Below are 26,492 nucleotides of genomic sequence, written 5' to 3' on the forward strand. Positions count from 1 at the left end.
CCCATGAAATTACTCCTCTCACGCCCCAGTGTCTGGGTGCCGCTGCTTGTCCTACTGCTCCTTGCAAGCGTTCCCCTGGTCGCGCAAGCGACCGGCGAGACCTTTTACATCGCCTTCTTCGCACGCATCATCATCTATGCCATTGCCGCCTGCGCGCTCAACATCGCACTGGGCTACGGTGGGCTGGTGAGCTTCGGTCACTCGCTGTTCCTGGGGCTGGGAAGCTATGCGGTGGGCCTTGCGGCGTTTCACGGCATCGGCAGCGGCTGGGTCCATCTGCTCGTGTGCATGGTCGCGTGTGGCCTCGTGGGGCTTGTCACAGGCGCGATCAGCCTTCGCACAAGTGGCATCGCCTTCATCATGATCACGCTGGCCTTCGCCCAGATGGGCTATTTTCTGTTCGTGAGCCTGAAGGCTTATGGCGGGGATGACGGGCTGTCGATCGCGATGGGCAGCCGCTTCGGGCCGTTCGATCTTTCTTCGGCCACCAACGTCTACATCGCCGCATTCGTTGTTCTCGTCTTGTCGCTTTGGTGGTTAGCGCGCCTTCGCGTAGCGCCGTTCGGCATGGTGATTCGCGGCGCCAGGCAGAACCTGCGGCGCGTGAATGCGGCAGGCATTCCGGCCAGGCGCTACCAGTTGCTGGCCTACGTTATCTCTGGCATGTTGTGCGGCGTCGCGGGCCTGTTGCTGGCCAACCTCAATGCGTTCGCATCGCCCAGCACGCTTGCCTGGTCGGTGTCCGGCGAGCTGATCGTGATCGTGGTGATCGGCGGGCTCGGGTCGGTCTTCGGGCCACTCCTGGGTGCCCTGGTCTTCCTCGGCCTGGAAGAAGCGCTGAAAGGCGTGACGGAACACTGGATGGTGATCTTCGGCCCACTGATCGTGCTGGTCGCCCTGCTGGGCAAGCGCGGCATCGTCGGCCTGCTCGAACACTTCGACGCGCGCGCACCGGTCAACGTATCGACGACCGTTCCCATTGCAGAACACGCAGCCATCGATGCGACATCGACAGCCAGGAAGACGACATGACCTCAACCGTTCTTCGCACTGATTCGCTGATCAAGCGCTATGGCGCCCTGCTCGTCACCGATGCCGTATCGCTGGACATCGGCGAAGGCGAACTGCACGCGATCATCGGGCCCAATGGCGCCGGCAAGACGACGCTGATCAACCAGCTCTCGGGTGAGCTCGCATCAGACTCCGGCGCCGTATGGTTCAACGGCGCCGACGTGTCCCGCCTTCCCATCCAGGAAAGGGCGCAGCGCGGCCTGCTGCGTTCCTACCAGATCACTTCGGTGTTCGAAGACTTCACCGTGATCGAGAACGCCACGTTTGCTGCACTTGCCTCCAAGCGACATGCATTCCAGTTCTGGCGCCCGATGGCCGCCGATCGTCGAGCTCTGCGTTCGGCCGAAGAGGCCCTTGCAGCAACCGGCCTCGGGAGCCGCCATCATGTGGCCGCTGGCGATCTGGGGTACGGCGAGAAGCGGCAGCTCGAACTCGCCATGAGCCTGGCCGCAGGTCCAAAGTTTCTGCTGCTCGACGAGCCAATGGCCGGCATGAGCGTGCAGGAGTCCAGCAGCGTGATCGCGCTGCTTCAGCGGCTCAAACGTCAGTACACCATTCTCCTAGTGGAGCACGACATGGACGCGGTATTCGCATTGGCCGATCGCATCAGCGTCCTGGTCTACGGCAGGATCCTGTTCACCGGGACCCCCGACGAGATCCGCAACCACCCTGAGGTACGGGCTGTGTATCTGGGCGAAGAAGAGGCCGAAGCATGAGCACATTTCTGTCTGTCAAAGGCGTGAAGGCTTCCTACGGCCACGCGCAGGCGCTGTTCGACATTTCCTTCGACGTGGGCGCCGGCGAAGTCGTCACGCTGCTCGGGCGCAACGGCATGGGTCGCTCCACCACGGTGAAGTGCCTCTTCGGCATGTTGCCTGTGACGGGCGGGAACATCTGGGTCGGTGGCACCCGGGTCGATCGAATGCCCTCGCACCGCATTGCCCGGCACGGGCTCGCTCTGGTGCCCGAGGGGCGCCAGGTTTTCTCCAACCTCACGGTGGAAGAAAACCTCGTCGCCACGGCACGCGCAAGCAAGAAGGACGTTATTCGTCAATGGGATCTGGACCGCGTCTACGCCTTCTTTCCCCGGCTCAAGGAAAGGCGCGGCAACCTTGGAACGCAACTTTCCGGTGGCGAGCAGCAGATGCTGGCCATCGGCCGGGCGTTGATGACGAATCCTCGCCTGCTGGTGCTCGATGAAGCCACCGAGGGCCTGGCCCCCCTGATCCGCAACGAGATCTGGCGCGCGCTCACGGAACTCAAGCAGGACGGCCTGTCGCAGATCGTCATCGACAAGAACGTCAAGTCGCTGTTGAACCTCGCCGACCGTCACTTCGTGATCGAGAAGGGACGCGTCGTATGGAGCGGGAGCTCCACCGAACTGCGCGGGCAACCTGAGATCGTTCATCAATACATGGGGGTTTAGTGCGATGGCGGCGAAGCGGACGCCGCGCATCCGAGACCTCCGAAGAAGTCCCTTCCCGATATCCAACACCATGAAGCTCTACAACTTTTTCCGAAGCGGCACCTCACACCGCCTGCGCATCGCACTGAATCTCAAAGGTCTGAGCTATGAACAGATCGCGGTCGACTTGCGCAAAGAGGAGCATCTCGGCGAAGCCTACACGGCCATCAACCCCCAGCAGTTGGTGCCGACACTGGACATCGGTGACACCCTGCTCACCCAATCGCCAGCGATCATCGAGTGGCTGGAGGAACGCTATCCAGACGTTCCTCTTCTCCCCTCGGGGTTGCTCGAACGCGCACATGTCAGAGCCTTGGCCGCGATCGTCGGATGCGACGTTCATCCAATCAACAACCGTCGGATTCTGGAGACGCTCCGCCACCGCTTCGGCGCTGACGAAGCAGCGATCAATCAGTGGTGCGGCACCTGGATCGCCAGCGGGTTCGACGCTTTCGACGCGTTGATTGCAGCCAAGGGGTCCATCAGTGACTTCTCGTTCGGCGACCGTCCGACGCTGGCCGATGCGTATCTTGTCCCTCAGATCGAAAGCGCCCGCAGGTTCAAGGTCGAACTCGGTCGTTGGCCCAGGCTGCAGGCCATCGATGCTGCCTGTTCAAGCCTGGAGGCGTTCAAGCGCGCAGAACCGTCGGCGCAACCTGACGCCGCTTGAGTGGTGCAGAGCGATGCCTGGCCACAAGCAAGATGCCCGATACACCTCAACGCACCAGGAAAGTCCGCAGATCGTTGGTGAACTTGACAGGATTCTTGAACATCAGGAAGTGATCACCTTGCTCGGCTGAGGTGTAGCTGTAGAGCGTAGCGTTCGGGATCACCGACCGCGCCCAGCGTTGGCTGGGGAGATTGTTGCTTTCGTCGCCCGAGAAGATCGCAACGGGTATGTCGATCTTGTGGCGGACAACGTCACGCCAGTCGCTCACCGTGTGATTGAACAGAACCCGTCCCATCGCCTGTGGATCGCTCTTGATGACGGCGCTGGCAAAGCCCTCGGAATTCGCAAAGTAGGGCGAGTCGAATGACTGGGCGCGCTCGAACGGTTTCATGTCCGTGATGAGCTTGTTGACCGGGCCACCCGCAGTCAAGGCGGCCACCATCCGCTCCGGCGAACTGGTGCTCCCACCCGCTTCCGAACGCTCCTTTTCCGACCAATCGCTGTGCGAGTAGATGGAGATGGGTTCGTCCACGAAGACCGCCTTGTGCATGGCGCCGGTACCGAACAGGTCGATGTAGCTCCAGAGAATGGCCGCGCCCATCGAGTGCCCAACGTAGTCGGCCGACTTCACGCCGAGGTGGTCGCCGAACTCCTTCAGATCCATCGAATAGCGTGCGATCCGGTTGCCGTAGTCGACGTGCTGCGACAACCCCTGGTTGCGCGGATCCAGCACGTAGACACGGTAGTGCCTGGCAAGCAGATACATGACGTTGATGTACTGGGCACCATTGGCTGACCATCCTGGCACGAGGATCAACGGCTTGCCCTGCCCTGCCTCCCAGTAGGCCAGCTTGACCCCGTCGTTGGTGACGAAGTGGTTGACCTGGAGGTCCTTGAAATCGGACAGCCTCGCCGGCACGCCTTCGACGCGATGGGGAAACACGAAGTCTCGGCCCAAGACCTCCAGCGCGGGTTCGGCCCTGACCTGGACGGAAAGCAAGCCGCACACCGCGGCAAGCGCGAGGCCTGCGATCGTCTTTTGCATGTACTTCCTCCGAAAATCAGCCGGCGCTTTCTTCCGGCGCCTTCCCGAAGAGCTTCCCCGCACCAGCCCAGTCGGAAGCCTTGACGTCTTCGAAGATCACATAGATGTAGTTCGGGTCCGTCCCGGTATTGCGGACGATGCTCTCCGTGATTTCCGATGCGACCTTTTCCTTTTGTGCATGGTCCTTGCCTTCAAACCAACTCACACGAACGACGGGCATTAAGTGCTCCTTGAAACAGTTGAAGCCGGCACCTCAAGCGCCCTTGGTGAGCGTGGTGCTTCGGCCATGGAATGCCAATGCTAATGAGGAATTGAAGTCCATAATTAGCCATTTTTTCCACTCTGTGTAGCCTCAGAAGATACATCCATGCAGCGTGACCCCCTGTCCGGCGTGTCCGTCTTCGTGGCGGCCGCGCGATCGAGCACATTCACGGAAGCCGCCGAGCGGCTGAGCCTGACGAAGTCGGCGGTGGGCAAGACCATTGCCCGCCTGGAAGACCGGCTCGGCTTCAAACTGTTCCATCGAACCACCCGCCTGACGAAGCTGACGGCCGACGGCGAGGCCTATCTCGCCGCCTGCACTTCGGCAATCGACGAGATCACTGCGGCGCAGGCGGCCCTTTCGTCCGACAACCAGATCCTCAGTGGGCGACTGCACATCGACATGCCCATCGCGTTCGGTCGGCGGGTCCTCTTGCCCGCGCTCATCGAGATCACGCGGCCTCACCCGGATCTGAGCCTGACGCTCACGTTCACGGACGCCACCAGCGACCTGCTGCATGACGGGGTCGATCTGGCGATCCGCTTCGGGACCCTCCCAGACAGCGCCGAACTCGTTGCGCGCCATCTGGTGACACAAGAGCGCGTGATCTGTGCCTCGCCACCGTATCTGCGGGCACGCGGAGAGCCTCGGACCCTGGCGGACGTCCGTGCGCATCGCTGCATCGTTGGCTCATTGAAGGGCCCCCCCCTCGTCTGGTTCGTGAGCGATGGCGGAACGCAAAAGCGCTTCACTCCGCCTGCGACACACCAGCTGAGCGATGGAGAGGCCATGGTGGATGCCGCCATCGGTGGCCTCGGGATCGTCCAGTTGCCTCACTCGCTGGTGCGCGAGCCGTTGAGCACCGGCCTCCTGAGACCTGTATTGCAGGCTTACTCGGGCGTGGGAGTGGAGGTGCATGCCGTGTGGCCGCAACAGGCACATCTGAATCCTCGTGTGCGCTATGTGATCGATCAACTTCTGGCCTATGCGGCCAAAGGTCGGCTGGGTTGACGCCCAGACGGTCCCTCCCGAATTAATCAATTCTTAATTTCTCTAAAGAGTTATTAAAGCCCTTCGTTCAGCATCCGCTCCAGCAAGCGAAGACATGTCGTCACGCGCATGCCTTTCAGACCGGAGACCTCATGCTGAACTGCGCAATGAAGCGCCACCCGCTGCGTAGCGCGAATCCGAGATTCACAGCATCTCTTCTGATTCCACTGCTTGTCGCGATGGCTGGCTGCTCAACGCAGCCGCCGTATGCGGCCGACGCCATCTCAGCACCGACAGCCTGGTCCGCAATGCAGCAGGAGGCCCCCTCCGAAGCCACCGCGAACGTCCAGTGGTGGCGCCAGCTGCACGATCCCACCATCGACGCGCTGACCAGCGCAGCACTGGCCGACAACCCGACCCTCGCTCAAGCCATGGCACATGTCGATGAAGCCAGGGCTCAGTTGGGCGTTTCCAGCGCACAGCGCTTGCCGACTTTGAGCGTCAACGCCGGCAGCACGCGCAGCCGCAGCCTGAACACCGACAGCAGCGATGCAAGCACACGCACGACCACAGCGACCTCCGTCGGCATCGGCCCCAGTTGGGAGCTTGACCTCTTCGGCCGCATCCGCAACTCGGTGGAGGCCAGTGAGCGCAAGCTCGACGCCCGGGATGCCGATGCCCGCGCGGCCCACCTTTCGCTGACTTCGCAGATCGCAAGCCAGGTGCTGGCGTTGCGGGCCTGCGAGTTTTCCAGCATGGTGCTGGCCGAAGACATCGATTCGCGCGAGAAAACGCTTCAACTTACCCGTCGCCGCGTCACCACCGGATTTGTCGCACCCATCGAAGAAGCGCGCGCAATCAGCGGACTGGCCACCGCACGCACAAGCCTTGCCGCTCGGCGGCAGGAATGCGCCCGCAGTGCCAATGCACTGGTGGCACTGAGTGGACAGCCACTCGACACCGTTCGCGCACTTGTTTTCGTCCCGTTGTCAGCATCGCTTCCCGCTGCAATCGGCAGAGACACCCGGTTTGGGATCGACTCGGTGATGCCAGTCGCACCGCGCGCGCGGTTGTCCTTGCCAGCCGAGGTGCTTGCGGCACATCCCAGCGTGGTGAGTGCCGAGCGCGAAGTCGCCGCTGCCTGGGCGGAGATTGGCGTGGCACGGGCAGAACGCCTTCCGCGACTGGACCTTTCAGCGGCATTGAGCGGCCAATGGCTTCACGCGGCCGGCACCACGCTCGACTACACAGCCTGGTCAGCAGGTCCCGCTCTCGTGGGAAGTTTGTTCGACGGCGGACGCGGTGCGGCCAACGTGGCAGCGACAGAGGCCCGCTACCGAGGCGCAGTCGCGGCCTTGCGCATCGCCGTGCGCTCGGCGGCTCAGGAAACCGAAGACGCCTTGGCGGCGGTCGCCTCGTCCGATGAACGCCGTCTCACCACCCATGAGGCGGTGGTCGCCGCTCGGCTGGTTCTCGAAGCCACAGAAGCGCGTTGGCGCGCTGGCGCCGTGAGCCTCTTCGAGCTTGAGGACGCACGACGCCAGTTCGCGGCAGCGCAGGACAGCGCAATCACTGCCGCACAGGACAGCGGCCAAGCCTGGATCAGCCTCGTGCGAGCTTCAGGCAATGCCGCCGTCACCGAAACCGCTCTCTCTTCATGAACTCGAACGAGTACGACAACACCGAACTGGTCACGCTCCAGCCCGCAAAGCATGCCCCGCGCCCTGCTCTACGTTCGGGCCGACGCCTTGTGTGGGTTGTTGCCACATCCACGATCGCCGTGCTGTCCATCGCATTTGCCGTGTGGGGCCTTCGGGAACGCCATTCGCCGCTCCCCGCGGCACCGACCGCCTCTGCATTGACGGTAACGGAAGCCCTCGCGCGCACGACCGAATGGCCCACCACGCTGGATGCCACTGGCGCGATTGCGCCATGGCAGGAAGCTGTCGTCGGCTCCCAGACTTCGGGGCTGCGGATTGCAGAACTGCATGTCGGCGTGGGCGACGTCGTACGACGCGGCCAGCTCCTCGCGCGCTTCGACGCCGCCATGCTGCGCGCGGATGAAGCGCAACTTCTCGCCGGCGTTGCGCAAGCCGAAAGTCTCGCCGCGCAGGCCGATGCGAACCGCGAACGCGCCCTTCAACTCAAGGGCAGTGGGGGAATCAGCGAGCAGGAGATCCTTCAGTACGTCACGCAAGCCGCGACTGCGCGAGCGCAGGTCGATTCGGCTCGCGCGCAATTGAACTCCAAACGACTGCAGCTGCGCCACGCAGATGTCATCGCCCCTGACGATGGTGAAATCAGCGCGCGCTCCGCCACCCTTGGGGCGGTGGCGAGCAGCGGGCAGGAGCTCTTCCGGCTGGTGCGGCAAAGCAGGCTCGAATGGCGCGGCGAGCTCACGGCCAGGCAGATCGCAGCCGTGAGCTTGGGGCAGTCGATTTCGCTCGCGCTACCCGACGGAGGCTCCGCCCAGGCGCGCATTCGTCAGATCGCGCCCCTGCTTGACGAGCGTTCGCGACTCGGCGTCGTGTATGCGGACATTGCCCCTGGCAGCACTGCACGCGGCGGCATGTACGCCAGCGGTCACATCGCACTGGCGCCGAGCGATGCGTTGGTGGTGCCAGCGTCGAGCGTGGTGATCCGCGACGGTCGCAGTTTCGTTTTCAGGTTGATTGGGACCGGGGCCACGCTCAAGGTGCGTGCGCAGGCCGTGACGACCGGACGTCGACGTGGCACGGAAATCGAAATTCTGCAAAACCTCGCGCAAGGCGATCGCGTTGTTGCACAGGGCGCTGGCCTCCTCAACGATGGCGATACCGTGCGCGTCGCCAGTCCATCAGTCACCGCACCGTTGGCGGCGCTGACATCGCGAAAGGGTTGAGAGATGAACTTCGCCACGTGGTCCTTGCGCAACCCGATTCCCGCCATCCTGTTGTTCGCCCTCCTGACATTTGCGGGTGTGCGCGGTTTTCAGCAACTCCCGATCCAGACTCTTCCAGACCTGGATCTGCCAACCGTGAACATCGTGCTCTCTCAGCCAGGCGCGGCTCCCGCCCAGCTCGAGACCGAGGTCGCGCGCACGGTGGAGAACTCGCTCGCCACCATCACCGGACTCAAACACATACGCACGTCGATCACCGACGGCAACGTGCAGCTCCGTGTGGAGTTTTCGCTGGAGAAGAAGCTTTCGGACGCCCTGATCGACACGAAAGATGCGGTCGATCGCGTGCGTTCGAACCTGCCGACGGACCTGCTTCAACCGACCATCAGCGCCGTCACCGAACGCGGCAGCCCGATCCTTACCTACGCCATCGCATCCGATCGGATGAACGAGGAAGCACTCTCGTGGTTCGTCGATGACACGGTCGGCAAAGCGCTGCTCGCGGTACCCGGTGTCGGACGCATGGACCGGCTGGGTGGCGTCCAGCGCGAAGTCCGCGTCGAAGTGAATACCGCACAGATGAATGCGCTTGGCGTGACCACAACGGACGTCTCGCGGGCATTGCGGCGCACCCAGCAGGAATCGTCCGGTGGGCGCGGCCAGATCGGCCTCTCCGAGCAATCGGTAAGAACGGTTGCGACGGTGCGGCAGGCAGCCGAACTGGCGGACATGCCAGTGACCCTGGTCGATGGACGCGAGGTGCGGCTGGACCAGGTGGCATCGGTGCACGATACGAATGCCGAACGCAACCAGGCGGCATTGCTGGACGGCAAGGCCGTCGTGGGGTTCAGCGTCTATCGCGCCAAAGGCTTCGATGAGACGCGAATCGCACAGGGCGTCACCGAAACGCTGGAGCGCATGCAGGCGGCCGACGCGTCGCTGGTCATCACACCGGTATCGGGGAGTGTGGAGTACACCCGCGAACAGTTCCGCGGCTCGATGCAGATGCTGTACGAGGGCGCAATCCTTGCGGTGCTGGTCGTCTGGTGTTTCCTGCGTGACTGGCGTGCAACGCTGGTGGCAGCCTCTGCCCTGCCGCTGTCGATCTTGCCGGCGTTCGCGGCGATGTCCTGGCTCGGCTATTCGCTCAACACACTGACGCTGCTTGCCCTGGCAGTGATCGTCGGCGTCCTGGTCGACGATGCCATCGTCGAGATCGAGAACATCGAGCGCCACCGGCGCATGGGCAAGTCCGTGCTGCAGGCCACCGGCGACGCGGTCAATGAGATCGCGTTGGCGGTGATCGCGACCACGATGACGCTGGTGGTGGTTTTTGTGCCGACGACGTTGATGAGCGGGGTACCAGGACTCTTCTTCCGACAGTTCGGCTGGACTGCGGTGATCGCCGTGCTGGCGTCGCTTTTCGTGGCGCGTCTGCTCACACCCATCATGGCCTCATGGCTTCTGAAGCCGCATGCACCTTCGGGAAATCCGCAGGCAGACGGTAGGCTCATGCGCCTCTACCTGGGCTCGGTGCGGTGGTGCTTGACGCACCGCAGAACAACGATGGCCGCAGCCGCGGCGTTCTTCTTGATCTCGATCGCGCTGGTTCCGCTGATACCGTCAGGCTTGATTCCTGCATCGGATCGTGGCTTCACCACCGTCAACGTCGAGCTGCCGTCAGGCAGTTCGCTGAGCGACACCGTGGAAGTGTCGGAGCGCGTGCGCCGCGCGCTGCACGACGTCCCGGGAATTCGCAGCATATTTACCGTCGTGGGAGCCGCACAAATCGGTGGTTCGGGCCAGGTTTCCGATGTGCGCAAGAGCGCGCTAACCTTGGTGCTGCAAGCCCGTGAAGACCGCCCCTCACAGATGGCGATCGAAAAGAGTGTGCGCAGGATACTTGTCACGGTGCCTGGTGCACGCTTTGCCGTGGGGGGTGGCGGCGCAGGCGAACAGATGTCGTTGATTCTCACGAGTGACAACGCGCAGGCACTGAAGGCAAGCGCGCAAGCCTTCGAGCGCGATCTGCGCGGGGTGAGCCGACTCTCGAGCATTCGAACCACAGCCAGCCTGGAGCGCCCCGAGGTCATCGTGCGGCCTGACCTGAAACGTGCCGCCGAACGCGGAGTGAGCACGGCCACGATCGGCGAGACCATCCGAATCGCCACCAGTGGCGATTTCGATGCGCAGTTGGCCAAGCTCAACCTCGACAACCGCCAGGTCGACATCCGTGTGCGCGTGCCCGATACGACGCGACAGGACATCGAAGCGCTCTCGAACCTACGGGTGCCTTCTCGCAACGGACTGGTGCCGCTTTCGAGCCTGGCCGAACTGGCCGTCGAAAGCGGCCCGGCGCAGATCGACCGCTACGACAGGCGCCGCTACGTCACCGTCAGCGCCGACCTCGGCGGCATGCCGCTGGGCGAGGCACTGGCAGCAGCCCGCGCACTGCCGGCGGCACAGCAGATGCCGCCAAGCGTTTCGCTGATCAATACGGGCGATGCCGAAGTGGCAGCCGAGCTGACCTCGGGCTTCGGCCTCGCCATCCTCACTGGCGTGCTGTGCATGTTCTGTGTGCTGGTGCTTCTCTTCAAGGACTTCCTGCAGCCCATCACCATCCTTTCAGCGATTCCGCTTTCGCTGGGCGGCGCCTTCGTGGCGCTGCTTCTGGCGCGAAGTGAGTTGGATGTTCCGTCGATGATCGGATTGGTGATGCTCATGGGCATCGTCACCAAGAACTCGATCTTGCTGGTGGAACACACGGTCGTCGGCATGAGGGAACACGGCCTTCTTCCCATGGATGCGTTGATCGATGCCTGCCACAAGCGTTCGAGGCCGATCGTGATGACCACGGTAGCGATGATCGCGGGCATGCTGCCCATCGCCCTCGGGTTGGGCTCGGACGCGAGCTTTCGTCAGCCAATGGCGATCGCCGTGATCGGTGGGCTTGTGACCTCGACACTGCTCAGCCTGCTCGTGGTTCCTGTGGTATTCACTTATGTCGACGGGGTCGAGCGCTGGTTCAGGTCGCGCTTCGCGCAGTAGACCACCACGCACCTTAAAAAGATCCTAATAATCCACCGTCATCATTCAAGATGTCCCACCTGGCCAGAAGAAGTTCCCCTCCATGCACCTGCTCCTCGTAGAAGACGACGACATGCTGGGTGAAGCCGTGTGCGATGGCGCGCGCCAGAGCGGCTGGTCCATCGATCGTGTCGGCAATGCATCCGCTGCCCGGATCGCGCTGATCGACCATACCTACGCCGCCGTGCTGCTGGACCTGGGCCTGCCGGGCGGAGAGTCGGGGCTGACGGTATTGCGGTCGATGCGAAGCCGCTACGACCCGACACCGGTCCTGATTCTCACGGCGCGCGATCAGTTGAGCGAGCGCATCCACGGCCTGGACGCCGGCGCCGACGACTACCTCGTCAAGCCCTTCCAGTTCGACGAGTTGTGGGCGCGCGTTCGCTCGGTCATTCGCCGCAGTCAGGGTCGCGTGATACCCGTTTTCTCCCGTGGCGATGTCACGGTCGACCGCAGTCGCCGCGTGGTCACCAAGGCCGGGGTCGATGTGCCGCTGAGTGCGCACGAGTACCGCACCCTGCTCGCTTTGCTCGAACGCCCCGGCCACGTCGTCACGCGCGACCAGCTGCACGATGTGGTCTACGGAACGGCCAGCGCCGTCGAAAGCAACACCATCGCAGTGTTCATTCACCAGTTGCGCCGCAAGCTCGGCGACGACCTGATTCGCACCGTTCACGGCCACGGCTACGTTGTCGGCCAGCCTCCGCCGTGAACTCGAAATCGCTGTACGCGCGGATGATCCTCGTGCTGGGCGCGACCATCGCCCTGTGCTGGATCGCAGCGTTCGCGACGCTTTTCGCGTATCTCTCGCACAACAAGGCCAGCATCTGGGACGACAAGCTCAAGACCATCGCCACGCGCATCCTGCTGACAATTCCGGCTGGCAAAGACATGGTCGCGACGGGGCCCGGATTGCAACTGCGCGATCCCGCATTGGCCGAGAGCGAGCAACTCGTCTTCCAAGTCTGGATTGACCGCAAACGGTTGTCCGTTCGCACGCCCGGCGCACCGGCATCCCCGCTGCGGCCTGACTTCGAGGATGGCATTGCCACCACAGTGATCGAGGGAAGGCGCTGGCGCGTCTATTCGGTTTCGGATTCCGAGGGCCGAATCTGCGTGCAGGTCGGCAATCTCCACAGCGTGGTGGATGCCGAAATGCAGCACGAAGCATTGGTTGGCTTGGTACTCAGCTCGATTCTCTTGCTGATCGTAGGCACGCTGATGTGGTTCGTTGTTCGCAGTTCGCTCAAGCCCGTTGTGGCGCTGGAAGCCGCCATGCGAAGCCGGCGCAAGTTCGACCTCACACCGCTGACCTCTTCCACGCTGCCGCGCGAGTTGCATCCGTTGATTGCTTCGTTCAATCATCTGTTGGAACAGGTCTCCGATTCGATCGAAGGCGAGCGCCGCTTCATCGGTGATGCCGCGCACGAGTTGCGAACCCCCCTTTCCACGCTGCAGGCACAAGCCCAGATCGCCCTGCGTGCCACCACATTGGTCGACAAAGACGTGGCGCTGACCAAACTGCTTCTGGTCGCGCAGAGAAGTACTCGACTGTCCGAACAGCTGCTCGACCTGGCTCGACTGAATTCGAGCGCCAACGCCCCACAGCACGCGCTGGCAAACTTGAGCGATCTCACTCTGCTTGTGGCGCGAGATTTCGACACCCATGCCTTTCAGCAGGAGCGTTCGATCCAACTCGATATTCGCAGCAATTGCATCATCCTCTGCAATATCGATGAGATGGGAATCCTGCTGCGCAACCTGATCGACAACGCGCTGCGGTACACCGCGAAGGGAGGACGCATCCGCATCAGTTGCGGGCATGAGGCCGCCGCCACACAGGAAGGCGGGCAAACGGCGGAACAACGGGTCTGTCTCGAAGTGGCGGACGACGGGCCTGGCGTTCCACTGTCGGAACGCAATGCGATCTTCGAGCGCTTCTATCGAGTCGCAGGTACTTCCGTTCGCGGCAGCGGTATCGGGTTGTCGCTGGTGGCCGGGATTGCCCAACTACACCGAGCAACGATCGAAACCGGGGACGGCTTGGAAGGGCGAGGTTTCTGCATACGGCTCGTTTTCCCCTCGGTGGGAGCCCCGTCTTAGCTTCTAAGTACTCGCCCCCGGACCGCCGGTCCGAAGACTGGTGAGGATTGTCTCCGGAAGAGGAAATCCGTCACTTGCCAAATCCGAATGGCGGTCCGTCCAGCCTGCGGCCCTGGGACACGATCGTGACGTTCATCGCGCCGCTGCTACTGGAGACGGACCATCGACACGCTGCCAAGTTGGTCGCGAGTTCCACTTCTGGATCTGGAAAACAGGACATTCATGGATTGGAACCTTTTGCCGATGTCGAAGCTGGCGCGGCCGGAACATTCGCAGATGTGGTGGGGTGCCGGTGCGCGCAGCCGTCCATCAGAAAGACGCCGATCACCAGGGCAAGCACAGCGGCGTGGGCGACTGCAAAGCTGGAGGGATATTTCACTTGCTGTCATCCACTCGCAGACGCGGCTCGTCGCCGACCAGCGCGAAGCTTGTCTTGCTCCGGGCCGCGGGGCCGCCGGTGTCGTCCGTCGCGCCAAAGGCAATGCCCCAGAGCAGGAAAGATGCGAACAACGGCGTGCTCGGCGCCGCGTCGCTCGAGATGAGCTGCAGGTCAAACCTGCTCGTATGCCAAAAGCGGGTGTTGACACCCTCGAAGTTGTCATGGGGCGCGTTCACCAAGATCCGCAGCAACGCGCCGCGACCGCCGCCATCGGGCTCGCACTCTGCGACCCGACCGACCTTGACGCGCCGGAAGAACACCGGCGAGCCCACGCCGAGCAAACTGGCGTCCTCGACATGCAGCAGGAACTGCGCGCCGCCGGCATCCAGCCCGTCGGTTGTTCTGAGGCCCTCGTTGATCCTGCGGCCTCGGCCGAGGAGGAGCCGGGCGATCAGTGCGATACCAACCAATGCGGCGATCAAGGAGATGAGCCAGATCATCGTGTTCCCCTTGCCTGCGCGCTAGTCGAGCGACACGACACGATCACTCTCTCCCGGCGTGCAGCCGTCGGAGACGGGTGTCCAGCCGCGGCGCACCACAACCTGCTTGCCGTCGTGGCACAGCTCGACGCGCTCGCTCCCGGGGCGTTGTTCGCGCACGAATGCCTCCACGGTCGAGGGCAGGCTGATGTGCAGCTTGAGCGCATAGATGTCGTCTTGCGGGTGGTCGTCCAGATGCAGCAGCGGCACGAAATTCGACGCGAAGATGAGCGCATGCGAGTCGACATCGACCGGCTCGGGCTTGTAGGGGGCCTCGCGCAGCCATTGCTGGGCGCGCTCGCGCAGGTCATCCCCGTCGGGCAGTCCACCCCAAGCCACGGCAAGCAGCTCCATGACCCACTGGTTGCAGTTCTGGTAGCGCAGGCTGAACGGATAGGCATTGGCGCTGTAACGCGCGGCCAGCAGATGCAGGGCGCGTGGCGTGTCGAGTGCGGCACTGCGAAGCGCCTGTGCCGCTTCGGAGGGAAGGTCCACGATGGAGACGTAGCCCAGCGCGGCGTCGTCGATGCCCATGACGAAGCCGGCCAAGCCCTGGTCGTAGAGGCGCGGGTGTCCTTCGTCGCAGGCGTAGTACAGCTGCCGCGCGGACCAGGTGCCGTCCGCGGCTTTCCAGGCGATGGCAGCATGGGAGTAGCGGATGTGAAAGCGGGAGAGATCGAGGCCGGAGCGGCTGATCAGCACGGCGTCGCTGCCTGTGTTCGAAAGCGCTTCCTGCACGACGGCGGTGAAACGCAGCACGCGATCCTGCTCGCTCGCGGTGAGCGGTTTCGCACGATCGCAGAACTGCGAGGAGGCAGCTTGCGCGGCGCCCCCTGGGAAGGCGAGGATGGCCGCGAGGCCCAGCAGCGCCGCCAACTTGCGAGCCACGATCAAAGGCTCACGGGGCGCGCGGCGAGCCCCCCGTACCAGTCGTCGGCGAGCACGAGGTAGAACGCCTCGCGCGTGTCGTCACGTGCGAAGGCAGTGCCATAGGTGCGCTGCTGCGCGTGCACGAGGTCGCCGAGGCCCAGGCGTTCCTTCGCGAAAGTGGCTTGCGGCAGTTCGAGCACGATGCGCCGTTGCGCGTCGTCGTCGCTCTGCATCGCGACGCGCGTGAAGCCCTCGCGGTCGGTGGCCTGCGCGACTTCGGTGATGCGGTAGTCGCCTTCGGCCACCTTGTCGCCGTCGAAGGAACTCTTGCTCGAACCGCGCAGCGACGCCGACACGCCGTTGCTGGATGCGGAGCCGGCACTGGAGGCCACGGACGCCGCGAAGCTGCCGGCGTGGGCGTTGAAGGCCGCGGCGAGTACGGCTGCAATGCCTGCAACGCGGAAAAAATGGAGAAAGGTCATGGATTGCCTCGACGGATGTAAGGGAGGAAGTCATTTCGCGTGGAAGATGCCGAGCCCGGACCGGCGGCCCTGTGGAAAGGCGCACCGCAGCGCCATTCAGGCCCTGCAATCTGAAGCGCTGGGCGCCATGCAGCCCTCTGGCCGCGCAGGGGCGGCCAAGGTTTCTCAGAACCGGTAGACGTAGCCCAGACGCACGCCGGACTGGCTGGATCGGCTGACCAGCGGGCTGTTCTTGATGCCGCTGCCGAAGCTGGTTGCGCTCACGTCCAGGAACACCGTTTGCTTGGGCGCCACGGCGTAGTCCACGCGCAGGCCCACCTCCATGTTGGCGGTCGACTTCCCGGCGTAGGCGGGCCGGCCCGCCTGAGCTTCGGAGGCCTTCACGCCGTAGTAGTAGTCGACATACTTGCTGTCTACCCAATGTGCAGCCAGGCGAGGCGTGAAGCCGAAGGCGCCTGCAGCGAAGCGTCGGTCAACCTGCACCTTGAACCGAGAGCCCTTGCTGTTGCCCGACCCGTCGGCCAGCAGTTCAGCCGACAGGTTGGCAAAGTCATTGCGCCAGATGGCCGCGCCGCCCAGCCACAGACTGCTCTTGCGCTTGTCCATGCCGTTGAGGAATGGCGAATCGTCGGCCTCGTAGCCGTCTCCGGCGAACCGCGCGCGCAGCCGCAAAGAAACAGGCCCTATGGATGTCAGCTTCAGGTCGGCGCTCGGAAATGCGACGCTGACCCACTTGTTCTCGTAGGTGATCATCGGGAGGGCCTGGGCCTTGTTGTTGAAGTCGCGATAGGGCTTTCGCTCCATGGCCACGCCAATGCCGAGGCCCCATTGCGAACTCGCTTCGGGGATTTTTTCTTCATCGGCCTGTGCCCAGGCCGGTGAAAGGAAGGCGGCGCAAGCGACGCCCGCGGCGATGGCCGTGAAAGGCAGATGGGCACGGAAGTTCTTGCCCTGCTTCACAAGGCGGATTCGTTCTGACATGGGGATCCTCGGGGTTGAAAAAATCAGTGGTTTGCAGCGGGCGGCGGCGCGCTGTCGTCGTTGCTCTGACCGGGCTGCGAGGCGCCAAGGACGAGACTCTGTCTGCGTTGCAGATAGGTGTCGCGCACAAGCAGATAGCGATCGAGCGCGACGTCGTCGAGCAGGCGCGTTGCCGACAGAAGATCCGCACGCTTGCTTGCGAACTGCGCCACGGTCAAGCCACCGCCTAGCGCGCTGTTGGAGACGAAGGCCTGCGGCGTCAACATCATGTCGACTGGAATGTTGGCGGTGTCGCGCACGGTCGAAGGGCCCATCAGGGGCAAGACGACATAGGCGCCTGATCCGACGCCCCAGCGCCCAAGGGTCTGGCCCAGATCGGCGGATTGACGCGGCAGCCCCAGCGGCGTCGCGACATCGAAAACGCCGAGCAGGCCCGCCGTGGTGTTCGTTGCCACGCGTGCCAGGTCGGTCAGGCCTTCTTTCGGCCGACCTTGCAACACCAGGTTCACGCCAGAGCCAAGGTCGCGGGGATTGGCGAAGAAATTCCTGACGCCACCACGCACCGGCTCTGGCACAACGCGCTCGTAGCCGCGGGCAACAGGGGCCAGCACGGCCTTGTCTACGGTTTCGTTGAAGCCGAAGACCTGGCGGTTCATGGCTTCAAGGGGATCAGGGCGTTGGGGGGTGGCGCAACCGCCAAGCAACAAGGCGCCAGCCAGCGACAGGATAGGCGTGGCCTTGGCCGCGAGGCCCCTCGGGGCCGGCGTCGACCTGAGCGGGACGCCAGCGAATACGAGGCAGTTCAGCATGGGAACTCCAGTGGGGATACCTGGCGATCGACACCATGTCGTCGCCTTCTGGAGCGGATGCTGAGGGAGCGGCTTTAATAACTTTTTAGTGGTTTTAAGATTTGATTAACCAACCAGAAATCGGATGGGCTAGAAGAACCGTCCGTCGACGCGAGTCCCCGCAGCTCGCCATCAACGCATCACACGTGCGAGCTTGGCTCCCGGCCCCAAGGCGGATCCCGCAACGCGTCCACCAGAAAGTCGATTAGTCGCCGCACCTTCAGCGGCAGTTGCTTTCGCGTCGGGTACACGGCGAAGATGCCCAACTCAGCAGCGCGAAACTCTGGCATGAGCTCGACAAGGGCGCCACTGCGCAGATCCTCGTGAACCAGGAAATCGGGCTGCAGGATGATGCCCTGGTGCGCCAGTGCCGCTGCGCGGCAGGTGTCACCGTTGTTGGCGTGGATGCGCGAGTGCGTGCGCACCGTGACCTCGCTTTGAGGCCCCTGGAAGCTCCACATGTTCCCGGATGACCAGTAGCTGTACGAAACCACGTCGTGCTTCTCGAGCTCGTGCGGTTGAACGGGCGTTCCGTGCTGCGCAAGGTAGGCCGGCGAGGCGCACAGCATCATGCGCGTGCTGGCAAGCCGACGGCTCACGAGGTTGGAGTCGGACAGCCGCGCGATGCGCACCACCAGGTCGTAGCCCTCCTCGACCAGGTCGACTGCGCGGTCCGACAGTACGATGTCCAGCGTGACCTGGGGGTTCTCCGCCGCGAATCGGCCCCAGAGCGCCGCCAGGTGCAACGCGCCGAAGGTCTGCGGCGCGCCGATGCGCAGGCGTCCCTGGGCCTGACCTGTGCTCGCCCCCACTTCGGCCTCCGCTTCCTGGACGGCCTGCAGGACCTCCTTGCAGCGCTGGTAGTAGATCTGCCCCTCGCTGGTGAGCGAGAGCCGGCGCGTCGTGCGCTGCAGCAGTCTTGTGCCCAGGTGCGCCTCCAACTCGTTGACATGCCGCGACACGGCGGGCTTGGACAGCGCCGTCGCTCCCATCGCACCGACGAAGCTGCCGGCCTCGACCACCGCAGTGAAGGTTTTCATGGCTTGAAGAAGGTCCATCGTCTCGATTCTTAAAACAATATATGCCGCGAACAGTTATTTATCTCGTCGACTGATATTAATAAAGTTCTTCCATGCCGGCACAGCTTGCTGCCGGACAGGCCGCCGGGCATCTCGATTCCCGCGGCTCCACCCAACCACTGAAGGACTTTCATCATGAACATCACACTCATCGGCGCCGGCAACATGGGCGCGGGCTTTGCCAGACAACTCACCGCCGCCGGTCACAAGGTGCGCGTGACCTCGCGCGATCTGGCCAAGGCTCAGGCGTTGGCCTCCGCGCATCCCGGAGCCACCGCTGCGGCCCCGGCCGACGCGCTGGGCGATTCGCAAGTCGTGATCGTCGCCACCGGCTTTGCCGATGCCGTGCCCGCGCTGAAAGCGCTCGGCTCGCTCGAAGGTCGCGTGGTGATGGACATCACGAACCCACTGACGAATGACTACATGGGCCTGACGCTGGGCTTCGAGACGTCCGCTGCCGAAGAAATCGCCAAGGCGCTGCCTGGCGCGCAAGTGGTCAAGGCTTTCAACACCGTGCTGGCCCAGGTGCTGGCCGAAGGCCCGGCGTTCGCGAACGGCCAGACCGTGCCCGTGTTCTATGCCGGCGACGACGAGCGTGCCAAGCAGACCGTGCGTGCACTGATCGAAAGCATCGGCTTTGCAGCCGTGGACGCGGGCGGGCTGAAGAACGCGCGCTACCTGGAGCCAGTGGCCGGTCTCAACATTTACTTCGCCTACGGCGCCGGACAAGGCACGCAGATCTCGCCCACCTGGATCCGCCGCGCCTGATTCACCTCGACCTTCATCGCCAAAGAGAACACACATGCACAAGAAGCTGACCCAAGTTACCGCCGCCATCGCCCTGGCGGCTGCCACCACCCTCGCTGCTGCGCAGGATCGCCCGGCCGACATCGTGAGCCCGATCACCGACAAAGCACTGTCCACCAAAACCAGCCCGGCGGACGCCCGCAAGGCCGGCCGCGCGGCCTACGAAAAGCCCACCCCCGACAACAGCATCATCCTGTTCATCGACCATCAGGTCGGTCTGATGGCCAGCGTGCGCGACTTCGCCCAAGCCTCGGGCTACAAGGCCAACGTGGTGTCGCTGGCGCAGATGGCCAAGGCGCTGAAGATCCCGGTGCTCCTGTCTTCGTCGAACGCGCAATGGCAGAACGGCGACCTGCTGCCGGAACTCAAGGAAATCTTCAAGGACCAGCCCATCTACCGCCGCACCGGCATCATCAACGCCTACGAGGATCCGACCTTCCGCAAGGCACTGGAGAACCTGGTCGCCAAGACGGGCCGCAAGCACATCATCATCTCGGGCGTGACGCTGGGTACCTGCGTGGCGCTGCCGACGCTGGCGATGATCAACGACGGCTACGTCGTGCACCCCGTGGTCGATGCATCGGGCGCCTGGAGCAAGTACGAAGCCGAAGCCGCGATGCAGCGCATGAGTGCCGCGGGCGCGCAACTCAACACCGTCTATGCCCTCGGCGCGGAGCTGCAGGCCGACTGGAAGCTTCCGTCGGGCAACGACATGCTGCCGCCGTTCATCAACGGCCTGCCCGAATATGGCTGGATCGTGCAGCAGTTCTGGAACAACGCCGACCCGGCCAAGCGCCCGGTGAAAGACCCGTTCGGCCTCGTCAAGTAAGCAATCCTCTCCCTCGCGCCAAAGGGTGCGAGGGGCAAAGCCAAGGTGCATTCCCATGAAGATTCCTGCCCTGTTCGTCTCGCATGGCGCTCCGACGTTCGCACTGGAACCCGGTCGAGCCGGTCCCTTGCTGAAGGCCGTCGGCGAGCGTGTCCTCGCGCTGGACGGGCTGCGGGCCGTGCTCGTCATCTCGCCGCACTGGCGCACGCGCGGCCTGCGTGTCGGTGCCAGTACACGGCCCCAGACCGTCCATGACTTCGGTGGTTTCCCCGCATCGTTGTATGCACTGCGTTACCCTGTTCAAGGGGCCCCGGATGTCGCGCGTGAGGTGGCCGAGCTGTTGACGCAGTCGGGGCTCTCCGCGCAACTGGTGGATGAGCAGGGGCTGGATCACGGCGCCTGGGTGCCGCTGATGCACATGCTGCCTGGCGCATCAGTGCCGGTGTTTCAACTGTCGCTGCCGATTGAACTGCGCCCCGCCGATGCACTCGCCCTCGGGCGCGCCCTGGCACCGTTGCGTGAGCAAGGGGTACTTGTCGTGGGTTCGGGCAGCCTCACGCACAACCTCTACGAGTTCCGCCAGTCTGAAACCGAGACACCTGAAGACTACGTGCGCGAGTTCGTGCAGTGGGCGCGCCGGGCGGCCATCGCGCATGACATGAGCGCCCTGGTCGACTTCCGAGGTGCCCCGCACAGTCGTCGCGCCCACCCCTCGGACGAACACTACTTGCCGTTGCTCGTGGCCGTCGGCGCCAGCAGCGCGGGTGAGCCGGTCGAGGTCATCGAAGGCGGCGTCACCTACGGCGTGCTTTCGATGGAAGGCTACGTATTCGGTGAGTTGCCTGGCGCGTCCGCGCTGGCCTGAGCCTTTTCCATATCCAGAGAGCACACATGTCTTCCACCTCCATCATCGTCCAGCAGCCTCAAGGCCCCGCTTCCAGTCTGGTGCTGCTCACGCACGGCGTTGGCTCCATGCCGCAGTCCATGCTGGGCGTCGCGCGCTGGTTCGCCAACCACGACCGCAACGCCATGGTGGTCAGCGTCGCATCGCCCGATCCTTCCGATATTTCCAACGGGCTCCAGTGGTTCTCGGTACGCGACGTGACCGAGGGCAATCGCCAGGCACGCGTGGATGCGGCCATGCCCGCTTTCGTGGCGACCGTGCAGCACTGGCAGCAGGCTTCACGCGTCAACGCACAACGCACGCTGGTTGCAGGCTTCTCGCAGGGCGCAATCATGGCGCTTGAATCCACCAAGCTCGCAGAGCCGCCCGCGCTGCGCATCGTCGCCATCGCGGGGCGATTCGCTACGCCGCCGGAGCACAAATCCTCTGCGTTGATTCATCTCTTGCACGGCGGTGCAGACCCTGTGATGCCCGCAGCGTTGGCACAGGCCGCACAAGCGCGACTGCTTCAACTGGGCGTTGAAGCGACCTTGGATCTGGCGCCCGGCGTTGGGCATGAACCTCATCCGGCGTTGCTGACGCTCTTGGCGGCGCGACTTGTGCCCGCCTGAAATTTCAATAGTGTGAGTCTGGGCCACTTCGCTCAGCTTGCAGACGCCTCCTTCATAAGATCTGCAGTGCCGACAGGCATGCGGAGGGGCACAACCGGATCAGGCATCTTCAGGCAATGCGGGGCACGTTGGTTCAGAACTCGACGGTCCGAGAGGATGAGCAGCTTCACGAGTCGTCATCCTCGGCGAGAGATTGCACATCGATGACTAGGCCAGGCTCGAACGCCTTGTTCTCGATCCTTCCGCTCCAGTTCACGTAGCCGCGCGGATTGCTCACGACTCGGCAAGAACAGACTCGATAGTCGAACTGCTGATGCGTGTGACCATGCACCCAGAGCATGGGCACATCGAAGAAGGCCTCCGGGAGCTCGTTGACGAAGGCGCCTGAGGCCCAGTCATCGGCGTAGCGTTCTGCCAAAGAACCTCGGTGAGGTGCGTGGTGCGTCACAACCACTGTCGGTCCGGCAAACGGTTCGGAGAGTCTGTCGCGCAGCCAAGCACGCTGCGCCTGATGGATCCGAAGCGTGTCGGCCGCTTGAAGCTTTCTTCCCTGCTTGTCGCGCCAGGTATCGGGCTCCGCCGACTCGTCGACCGTCCGGATCAGCGCATAGTCGTTCAGCAGATTGGTCGCCATCTTCATGGCACGCCCGACATCACTGACCGGACCTTCAGGCGTCTCGATGGCGAGCGCGAAGTCGGTCCACAGCGTTGCGCCAAGGAAGCGCACGCCATCGATCACCAGTTCGTCACCGTCGAGCAGATGGACATTGCTTCCTTCGGCTTCGCGGCGCGCCTCGGCCATTGTCGTGTCCAACCGTCCGTCGTAGTACTCGTGGTTCCCAAGCAGATAAATCACGGGCATGCCGCGGAAGCGATCCGCCGCCCACTGGACGGCGCGCCTGGCCGGCGAATGGATATCGCCGGCGAGGATGACAACATCGAATTCGAGATCGGGTGCTGGTTCAAAGGGCGCGAACTCGAGGTGAAGGTCTGAAAGAATCAACACTTTCATCGGGATGCCCCTTCAAAGCGAGCGCGAAGCTCAGCACTGGCCTTGTCGTCGAAGCCGACGAACGAGCCGCACAGCACCAGATGGTCCTTGCAGCGATCGAACTGCCAATGGGCGTCGTCGAGCGCGACCCAGGACTCGTCGGCCGCATCGTGCAACTGGAGCCAAGCAAGGATCTCTCCTTCGCGCTTCCCATACGGCGGCGGAAGACCAAAGCCCGAATGAGGCGTGGCTCCGAGAATCCGGTCCCGGATGTCGCTGCAGAACGGCTTCAGCAAGGTCTCGTAGAGAAGCTGCTCGCGCCAGGATGAACTGATCACGATGTTCACGTGCGGGAACTCGCGCAGCAACGCCTCCAGGCGCGGCAGGAAGCAGAAGTCGGCGCCTCCGTTGAGGACGTGATCTTCTCCCTCCGGATGCAGCACGCCGTCGAAGTCAAGGAAGAGGATCACCCTGGGCCTCCGAATCCATTCTCATCGGGCCTCATACGACACCGCCGTATTGGATGGCGTTGAGCATCGATCGGACCTTTTCCGACCCACCCCCGGCTGCGAAAGCTGCTGGCGTCTGGCCGTCGAGCAGCTTGTGCGGCTTGTCCAGCCAAGCTGGAGCCTCTGCGCCGAGTACCTGCATGGCGAGGTCCAGCAAGTCTTGTGGAAGAACTTCCGATCCAGTCTCCTTTTGTGGATTCCGCGGCCACGCCAGATGCGAGCCCATGTCGACGCCGAAGGCGCGGAACGGTGCTGCAGCACTCTGCATCCCTTCCGCAAGATAGTCGATGCTCTGGTGATGGTGACCGTGGATTACGAGCTGGACGCCGAGCGTCTCGGCGAGCTCGTCGATCGCCTGCCAGCCGTGCGGATGTGCTGCCGGCGCCTCGTGCGTCACCAGAATGTCGGCGGGCGGGCTGCGCAGCAGTTGCAGATAGACGTCCGGGAAGATGGTGGAGCGGTGTCGGCGGCCAACGCCACCCCTCCACCGCTCCTCGGGACGCATGGACCGGTGCAAGGTATCCGCCGAGGCGAATGAGGCTTCCTTGATCGGCTGCCGCGGGTCCCAGATCTTGCTGCGGAAGATGCCGCCGAGGCCTGCGACCTTGTACCCGGCGATCTCGACGATGCGTCCGTGCAGGTTGCGGTCCGCGAGCTCTGACCCCCACAGGTTGTCGTAGTCGGCATCGGAATCCGTGTCGTGGTTCCCGTGGATGAACCAGACCTCGGTGAGATCCAGGACCGGCCTCAGCTCGACGTGCAGAGGCTGACGCGCCTGGATGTCACCCAGCAGCACGATCGCCTCAGGCTGAAAGCGCTCGACTGCGGCGATCACCGGATCGAGATCGCCGTGCGGGTCGCCGAAGAACATGAGCCTGGGCTTCGACTGGTTGTGTTCGGATCGCGCATGAAGGTCTGACGGGATGAGCGGTTTCATCTCATATGCCGATGGCGGTTCATCGTCCAGCCGCGAACCGCAGGAAGTGCGAGCGCAGTTCCTGGAAGCTGTCTTGATCGAATGCACGCTTGGGATCGGTGAGCACGAGCCGCGTGAAGCCCGCTTCGAAGTTCGAGGGCCAATCGTCAAGCGCGACCCACTCTGCGTCACTGCGGCCGTTCCCGTCGAGCCAAGTCTGGATCTCCAACTGCCGTCGGTATCGGACGACCAGATTCGGGTCAATCTGCGGCGTCGCTCCGATGATCCGGTGCCGAATGTCATCGCTGAAATACTGCTGCAACTGCTCGATGCTTTCGGCCAGCCGCCAATCCGACGAGATGACGACGTCGACAGACTCGAACTCTCGAAGAAGCGCTTCCAGCCGTGGCAAATGGCTGAAGAACCTGCTGCTAAAAGAGTAGTCCACGCCGACAGGATGAAGAACACCATCGATATCCAGGAACAGCAGATCACTGGAATCACCCGTGCGGCCAAAGGCATCATGGGCCAGCGTCGCTTCGGCCATGGTGAGACGGCAAGTACAGGGCTTCATCATCCAACAAACCCGGCCTGGAAGGACTCAAGGAGATTGAGCACATCGGCAGCTCTCCCTTCGGCTGTCAACGACTCGGCGGTCCTGTAATCAAACAGCGTGAGTGGCTCGTTCCTGTACCCGAAGATGGCCGCCTCAAAGCCCCCATCCGAGACCGCAGTTGCAGCAGCCAGCACTTGCTGGATCGTGCGGATAGGTGACTGGATGTCACTCATAGCTCGACCACGAACTCGGGGTTGAACTGCTTGTTCTCCAGGCCGCTGCCATGCTGCAAGTACCCACGGGGATTGCATACCACCCGGCAGTTGCCCGCTTGGTAGGCGTAGCTATCGTGGAGGTGACCGTGAATCCAGAGCGAGGGCACTTCGAAGAAGGAACTTGGGAGCTCGCTCACAAAAGATGGGGACAGCCAGTCGGACTGATAGTGCCGCACAAGGGAGTTTCGATGCGGGGCGTGGTGGGTCACAACCACCGTTGGCCCGTCGAAGGGCTCGGCCAGCTTCTGGGCCAGCCAGGCGCGGTCACGCTGGTGGAGCGCCAGTGTGTCCTCGGGTACCAGGCGGCGCTTTCTTGACTTGGCTGCTACCACGGGTGCGTCGCAGGATTCCTGCGCCTCGGCCCACCGGATCGCTGAGTAGTCGTTGAGACGGACCTTGGCCGCCTTCATGGCCCGTTCGGTGTCTACCAGCAACTCTGTCTTGGTCTGGATCGGCAGTTCGAAGTCTGTCCACAGCGTGCAGCCCAGAAAGCGGACGCCGGCGATCACGGCCTCGCCAGGCGCCAGGAGGTGCACATTGCACGCTCTCGCGGTGAGCGCCATTTCCTTGAGCGAGGTCTGGAGGACACCTTCGTAGAACTCATGGTTGCCGGGCACGAACAGGATGGGGGCTGTCTCCCCAAAGTTCCCCGCCCGCCGGGCCCAGCGCATGGCCTTGGAACCGGGGACGAAGATGTCCCCAGCAAGGATCACTGCGTCGTAGTCGACCTTCGGGACGTTGAAGATCCCGAACTCGAGGTGCAGGTCCGAAAGGATGAGCAGCTTCACGTCGGTAGGCCCATTTCTTTAGCAGCGCATTCAGGGCATCAGGATCGAGAGCTTGGCGTTCCATGCCTCGCCATCGGACCTGGAGGGCACGGCGACGCGAATCGTCGGGCGATCGAAGTCACTGGTCTCGAAGAGGAAGTGCACGTGCTGAAAGCGAAACACCGGGTTTGCGGGATATTCGGTCCACTTGAGCTGCCAGGTGTTGAAGTACTCGAAATCGACGGTTCGGGCTTTCTTTCCGCGAACGACGATGCAGGCCTTGCGGGCATCCGGATCGAACAGGATGCAGGTTTCATCCCAATCGCCCAGCATGCGACGCGGATCGACTGGGAAGAACGTGGCGCCCGATGTCCGGCTCTCCGTCTGAAGAAGGATCTCACGCCGACTCTGAGTCCCGCGCGGAACGGCGATCCATACCCAATAGAAAAGAGCCAAGGCAATGCCAAGTGCCAGCAAGAGCGGCATCAGCATGCGCAGCCCTTCCGAGCGCAAGCCAAACGCCGTGAGTGGTTCAGCGGCGGCCTTCCATCCAGCTTAGAAATGGCGAGCATCAA

29 protein-coding genes are annotated in these 26,492 nt (G+C 63.3%); 14 read left to right on the forward strand and 15 right to left on the reverse strand.

The window, feature by feature from the left end:
- Window positions 1-3 precede the first annotated feature (3 nt).
- The 4 genes from BLV60_RS15580 (at window position 4) to maiA (ending at window position 3,206) form a co-directional block, all read left to right on the forward strand.
- A complete protein-coding gene (locus BLV60_RS15580) occupies window positions 4-1,032 on the forward strand; it encodes a branched-chain amino acid ABC transporter permease (RefSeq protein WP_093056042.1) in 1,029 nt (342 codons plus the stop codon).
- A complete protein-coding gene (locus BLV60_RS15585) occupies window positions 1,029-1,787 on the forward strand; it encodes an ABC transporter ATP-binding protein (protein WP_093056044.1) in 759 nt (252 codons plus the stop codon). The genes BLV60_RS15580 and BLV60_RS15585 overlap by 4 nt, the downstream gene beginning before the upstream one ends.
- Window positions 1,784-2,497, forward strand: a complete 714-nt coding sequence (locus tag BLV60_RS15590) for an ABC transporter ATP-binding protein (RefSeq protein WP_093056046.1) — start codon at window positions 1,784-1,786, stop codon at window positions 2,495-2,497. Before BLV60_RS15585 ends, BLV60_RS15590 begins: the two co-directional genes overlap by 4 nt.
- 70 nt (window positions 2,498-2,567) lie before the next feature.
- Window positions 2,568-3,206: a maleylacetoacetate isomerase gene (gene maiA / locus BLV60_RS15595; RefSeq protein ID WP_093056382.1), complete on the forward strand. Its 639-nt coding sequence runs from the start codon at window positions 2,568-2,570 to the stop codon at window positions 3,204-3,206.
- Between the two features lie 46 nt (window positions 3,207-3,252).
- Here the strand turns inward: maiA and BLV60_RS15600 are convergent, their stop codons facing one another.
- Window positions 3,253-4,251, reverse strand: coding sequence for an alpha/beta fold hydrolase (locus tag BLV60_RS15600; protein ID WP_093056048.1), 999 nt, complete (start codon window positions 4,249-4,251; stop codon window positions 3,253-3,255).
- 16 nt (window positions 4,252-4,267) lie between these two features.
- Window positions 4,268-4,471 (reverse strand): tautomerase family protein, encoded by a 204-nt coding sequence (locus tag BLV60_RS15605; protein WP_093056050.1) that lies wholly within the window; start codon window positions 4,469-4,471, stop codon window positions 4,268-4,270.
- A 147-nt stretch (window positions 4,472-4,618) separates the two neighbouring features.
- Between BLV60_RS15605 and BLV60_RS15610 the strand changes: the two genes are divergently transcribed.
- The 6 genes from BLV60_RS15610 (at window position 4,619) to BLV60_RS15635 (ending at window position 13,574) form a co-directional block, all read left to right on the forward strand.
- Window positions 4,619-5,524, forward strand: a complete 906-nt coding sequence (locus tag BLV60_RS15610; RefSeq protein WP_093056052.1) for a LysR family transcriptional regulator — start codon at window positions 4,619-4,621, stop codon at window positions 5,522-5,524.
- 146 nt (window positions 5,525-5,670) lie between these two features.
- A complete protein-coding gene (locus tag BLV60_RS15615) occupies window positions 5,671-7,164 on the forward strand; it encodes an efflux transporter outer membrane subunit (RefSeq protein ID WP_371127375.1) in 1,494 nt (497 codons plus the stop codon).
- Window positions 7,161-8,384, forward strand: coding sequence for an efflux RND transporter periplasmic adaptor subunit (locus BLV60_RS15620; RefSeq protein WP_093056056.1), 1,224 nt, complete (start codon window positions 7,161-7,163; stop codon window positions 8,382-8,384). Before BLV60_RS15615 ends, BLV60_RS15620 begins: the two co-directional genes overlap by 4 nt.
- Before the next feature lie 3 nt (window positions 8,385-8,387).
- Window positions 8,388-11,432 carry an efflux RND transporter permease subunit gene (locus BLV60_RS15625; protein ID WP_093056058.1) on the forward strand — a complete coding sequence of 1,015 codons (3,045 nt, stop codon included), beginning with the start codon at window positions 8,388-8,390 and terminating at the stop codon, window positions 11,430-11,432.
- Window positions 11,433-11,514: 82 nt separating this feature from the next.
- Window positions 11,515-12,183: a response regulator transcription factor gene (locus BLV60_RS15630; RefSeq protein ID WP_093056060.1), complete on the forward strand. Its 669-nt coding sequence runs from the start codon at window positions 11,515-11,517 to the stop codon at window positions 12,181-12,183.
- A complete protein-coding gene (locus BLV60_RS15635) occupies window positions 12,180-13,574 on the forward strand; it encodes an ATP-binding protein (RefSeq protein WP_256329156.1) in 1,395 nt (464 codons plus the stop codon). The genes BLV60_RS15630 and BLV60_RS15635 overlap by 4 nt, the downstream gene beginning before the upstream one ends.
- A gap of 375 nt (window positions 13,575-13,949) precedes the next feature.
- On the opposite strand, the gene BLV60_RS15640 is transcribed toward BLV60_RS15635, so the two are convergent.
- From BLV60_RS15640 to BLV60_RS15665, 6 genes are all read right to left on the reverse strand, one after another.
- Window positions 13,950-14,453 (reverse strand): MlaD/PqiB family protein, encoded by a 504-nt coding sequence (locus BLV60_RS15640; protein WP_093056064.1) that lies wholly within the window; start codon window positions 14,451-14,453, stop codon window positions 13,950-13,952.
- A 21-nt stretch (window positions 14,454-14,474) separates the two neighbouring features.
- Window positions 14,475-15,386: a DUF2145 domain-containing protein gene (locus tag BLV60_RS15645; RefSeq protein ID WP_093056066.1), complete on the reverse strand. Its 912-nt coding sequence runs from the start codon at window positions 15,384-15,386 to the stop codon at window positions 14,475-14,477.
- Entirely contained in the window at window positions 15,383-15,844 is a 462-nt protein-coding gene (locus BLV60_RS15650; protein WP_093056068.1) for a hypothetical protein, read from the reverse strand. The genes BLV60_RS15645 and BLV60_RS15650 overlap by 4 nt, the downstream gene beginning before the upstream one ends.
- 165 nt (window positions 15,845-16,009) lie before the next feature.
- Complete coding sequence (locus BLV60_RS15655) at window positions 16,010-16,825, reverse strand: MipA/OmpV family protein (RefSeq protein ID WP_093056070.1); 816 nt, start codon at window positions 16,823-16,825, stop codon at window positions 16,010-16,012.
- 23 nt (window positions 16,826-16,848) lie between these two features.
- Window positions 16,849-17,532, reverse strand: a complete 684-nt coding sequence (locus BLV60_RS15660) for an MlaA family lipoprotein (RefSeq protein WP_371127376.1) — start codon at window positions 17,530-17,532, stop codon at window positions 16,849-16,851.
- 281 nt (window positions 17,533-17,813) lie between these two features.
- Window positions 17,814-18,731, reverse strand: a complete 918-nt coding sequence (locus tag BLV60_RS15665; RefSeq protein ID WP_093056074.1) for a LysR family transcriptional regulator — start codon at window positions 18,729-18,731, stop codon at window positions 17,814-17,816.
- Window positions 18,732-18,887: 156 nt separating this feature from the next.
- Between BLV60_RS15665 and BLV60_RS15670 the strand changes: the two genes are divergently transcribed.
- Genes BLV60_RS15670 through ypfH form a run of 4 tightly spaced genes read left to right on the forward strand, consistent with a single transcriptional unit; the run spans window position 18,888 to window position 21,903 of the window.
- Window positions 18,888-19,520 carry an NADPH-dependent F420 reductase gene (locus BLV60_RS15670; protein ID WP_093056076.1) on the forward strand — a complete coding sequence of 211 codons (633 nt, stop codon included), beginning with the start codon at window positions 18,888-18,890 and terminating at the stop codon, window positions 19,518-19,520.
- A 34-nt stretch (window positions 19,521-19,554) separates the two neighbouring features.
- Window positions 19,555-20,388, forward strand: a complete 834-nt coding sequence (locus tag BLV60_RS15675) for an isochorismatase family protein (RefSeq protein WP_093056078.1) — start codon at window positions 19,555-19,557, stop codon at window positions 20,386-20,388.
- Between the two features lie 55 nt (window positions 20,389-20,443).
- Complete coding sequence (locus BLV60_RS15680; RefSeq protein ID WP_093056080.1) at window positions 20,444-21,253, forward strand: dioxygenase family protein; 810 nt, start codon at window positions 20,444-20,446, stop codon at window positions 21,251-21,253.
- 26 nt (window positions 21,254-21,279) lie between these two features.
- Window positions 21,280-21,903, forward strand: coding sequence for an esterase (gene ypfH, locus BLV60_RS15685; protein ID WP_093056082.1), 624 nt, complete (start codon window positions 21,280-21,282; stop codon window positions 21,901-21,903).
- A 166-nt stretch (window positions 21,904-22,069) separates the two neighbouring features.
- On the opposite strand, the gene BLV60_RS15690 is transcribed toward ypfH, so the two are convergent.
- From BLV60_RS15690 to BLV60_RS15720, 7 genes are read right to left on the reverse strand one after another with little or no spacing between them, the layout of a single operon-like run.
- The gene (locus BLV60_RS15690; protein WP_093056084.1) at window positions 22,070-22,915 is read right to left on the reverse strand and encodes a metallophosphoesterase; all 846 of its coding nucleotides are present in this window, start codon (window positions 22,913-22,915) and stop codon (window positions 22,070-22,072) included.
- Window positions 22,912-23,364 carry an HAD domain-containing protein gene (locus tag BLV60_RS15695; RefSeq protein ID WP_093056086.1) on the reverse strand — a complete coding sequence of 151 codons (453 nt, stop codon included), beginning with the start codon at window positions 23,362-23,364 and terminating at the stop codon, window positions 22,912-22,914. The genes BLV60_RS15690 and BLV60_RS15695 overlap by 4 nt, the downstream gene beginning before the upstream one ends.
- Window positions 23,365-23,395: 31 nt before the next feature.
- Complete coding sequence (locus BLV60_RS15700) at window positions 23,396-24,340, reverse strand: metallophosphoesterase (protein ID WP_093056088.1); 945 nt, start codon at window positions 24,338-24,340, stop codon at window positions 23,396-23,398.
- 19 nt (window positions 24,341-24,359) lie between these two features.
- A complete protein-coding gene (locus tag BLV60_RS15705; protein WP_093056383.1) occupies window positions 24,360-24,866 on the reverse strand; it encodes an HAD domain-containing protein in 507 nt (168 codons plus the stop codon).
- Between the two features lie 26 nt (window positions 24,867-24,892).
- On the reverse strand, window positions 24,893-25,108 hold the full coding sequence (locus BLV60_RS15710) for a hypothetical protein (protein ID WP_093056090.1): 216 nt from the start codon (window positions 25,106-25,108) through the stop codon (window positions 24,893-24,895).
- Complete coding sequence (locus tag BLV60_RS15715; protein WP_093056092.1) at window positions 25,105-25,938, reverse strand: metallophosphoesterase; 834 nt, start codon at window positions 25,936-25,938, stop codon at window positions 25,105-25,107. Before BLV60_RS15715 ends, BLV60_RS15710 begins: the two co-directional genes overlap by 4 nt.
- 30 nt (window positions 25,939-25,968) lie before the next feature.
- Entirely contained in the window at window positions 25,969-26,409 is a 441-nt protein-coding gene (locus tag BLV60_RS15720; protein ID WP_042673127.1) for a hypothetical protein, read from the reverse strand.
- Window positions 26,410-26,492: the final 83 nt, after the last annotated feature.

This window comes from Variovorax sp. YR634, from assembly GCF_900106655.1.
GTDB lineage: Bacteria > Pseudomonadota > Gammaproteobacteria > Burkholderiales > Burkholderiaceae_C > Variovorax.

Bases quoted from the DNA above. Each gene is read 5' to 3' on its own strand.
- BLV60_RS15580 (WP_093056042.1), top strand. From the start codon at position 4: ATGAAATTACTCCTCTCACGCCCCAGTGTCTGGGTGCCGCTGCTTGTC.
- BLV60_RS15585 (WP_093056044.1), top strand. From the start codon at position 1,029: ATGACCTCAACCGTTCTTCGCACTGATTCGCTGATCAAGCGCTATGGC.
- BLV60_RS15590 (WP_093056046.1), top strand. From the start codon at position 1,784: ATGAGCACATTTCTGTCTGTCAAAGGCGTGAAGGCTTCCTACGGCCAC.
- maiA (WP_093056382.1), top strand. From the start codon at position 2,568: ATGAAGCTCTACAACTTTTTCCGAAGCGGCACCTCACACCGCCTGCGC.
- BLV60_RS15600 (WP_093056048.1), bottom strand. From the start codon at position 4,251: ATGCAAAAGACGATCGCAGGCCTCGCGCTTGCCGCGGTGTGCGGCTTG.
- BLV60_RS15605 (WP_093056050.1), bottom strand. From the start codon at position 4,471: ATGCCCGTCGTTCGTGTGAGTTGGTTTGAAGGCAAGGACCATGCACAA.
- BLV60_RS15610 (WP_093056052.1), top strand. From the start codon at position 4,619: ATGCAGCGTGACCCCCTGTCCGGCGTGTCCGTCTTCGTGGCGGCCGCG.
- BLV60_RS15615 (WP_371127375.1), top strand. From the start codon at position 5,671: ATGAAGCGCCACCCGCTGCGTAGCGCGAATCCGAGATTCACAGCATCT.
- BLV60_RS15620 (WP_093056056.1), top strand. From the start codon at position 7,161: ATGAACTCGAACGAGTACGACAACACCGAACTGGTCACGCTCCAGCCC.
- BLV60_RS15625 (WP_093056058.1), top strand. From the start codon at position 8,388: ATGAACTTCGCCACGTGGTCCTTGCGCAACCCGATTCCCGCCATCCTG.
- BLV60_RS15630 (WP_093056060.1), top strand. From the start codon at position 11,515: ATGCACCTGCTCCTCGTAGAAGACGACGACATGCTGGGTGAAGCCGTG.
- BLV60_RS15640 (WP_093056064.1), bottom strand. From the start codon at position 14,453: ATGATCTGGCTCATCTCCTTGATCGCCGCATTGGTTGGTATCGCACTG.
- BLV60_RS15650 (WP_093056068.1), bottom strand. From the start codon at position 15,844: ATGACCTTTCTCCATTTTTTCCGCGTTGCAGGCATTGCAGCCGTACTC.
- BLV60_RS15655 (WP_093056070.1), bottom strand. From the start codon at position 16,825: ATGTCAGAACGAATCCGCCTTGTGAAGCAGGGCAAGAACTTCCGTGCC.
- BLV60_RS15665 (WP_093056074.1), bottom strand. From the start codon at position 18,731: ATGGACCTTCTTCAAGCCATGAAAACCTTCACTGCGGTGGTCGAGGCC.
- BLV60_RS15670 (WP_093056076.1), top strand. From the start codon at position 18,888: ATGAACATCACACTCATCGGCGCCGGCAACATGGGCGCGGGCTTTGCC.
- BLV60_RS15675 (WP_093056078.1), top strand. From the start codon at position 19,555: ATGCACAAGAAGCTGACCCAAGTTACCGCCGCCATCGCCCTGGCGGCT.
- BLV60_RS15680 (WP_093056080.1), top strand. From the start codon at position 20,444: ATGAAGATTCCTGCCCTGTTCGTCTCGCATGGCGCTCCGACGTTCGCA.
- ypfH (WP_093056082.1), top strand. From the start codon at position 21,280: ATGTCTTCCACCTCCATCATCGTCCAGCAGCCTCAAGGCCCCGCTTCC.
- BLV60_RS15690 (WP_093056084.1), bottom strand. From the start codon at position 22,915: ATGAAAGTGTTGATTCTTTCAGACCTTCACCTCGAGTTCGCGCCCTTT.
- BLV60_RS15700 (WP_093056088.1), bottom strand. From the start codon at position 24,340: ATGAAACCGCTCATCCCGTCAGACCTTCATGCGCGATCCGAACACAAC.
- BLV60_RS15705 (WP_093056383.1), bottom strand. From the start codon at position 24,866: ATGGCCGAAGCGACGCTGGCCCATGATGCCTTTGGCCGCACGGGTGAT.
- BLV60_RS15710 (WP_093056090.1), bottom strand. From the start codon at position 25,108: ATGAGTGACATCCAGTCACCTATCCGCACGATCCAGCAAGTGCTGGCT.
- BLV60_RS15720 (WP_042673127.1), bottom strand. From the start codon at position 26,409: ATGCTGATGCCGCTCTTGCTGGCACTTGGCATTGCCTTGGCTCTTTTC.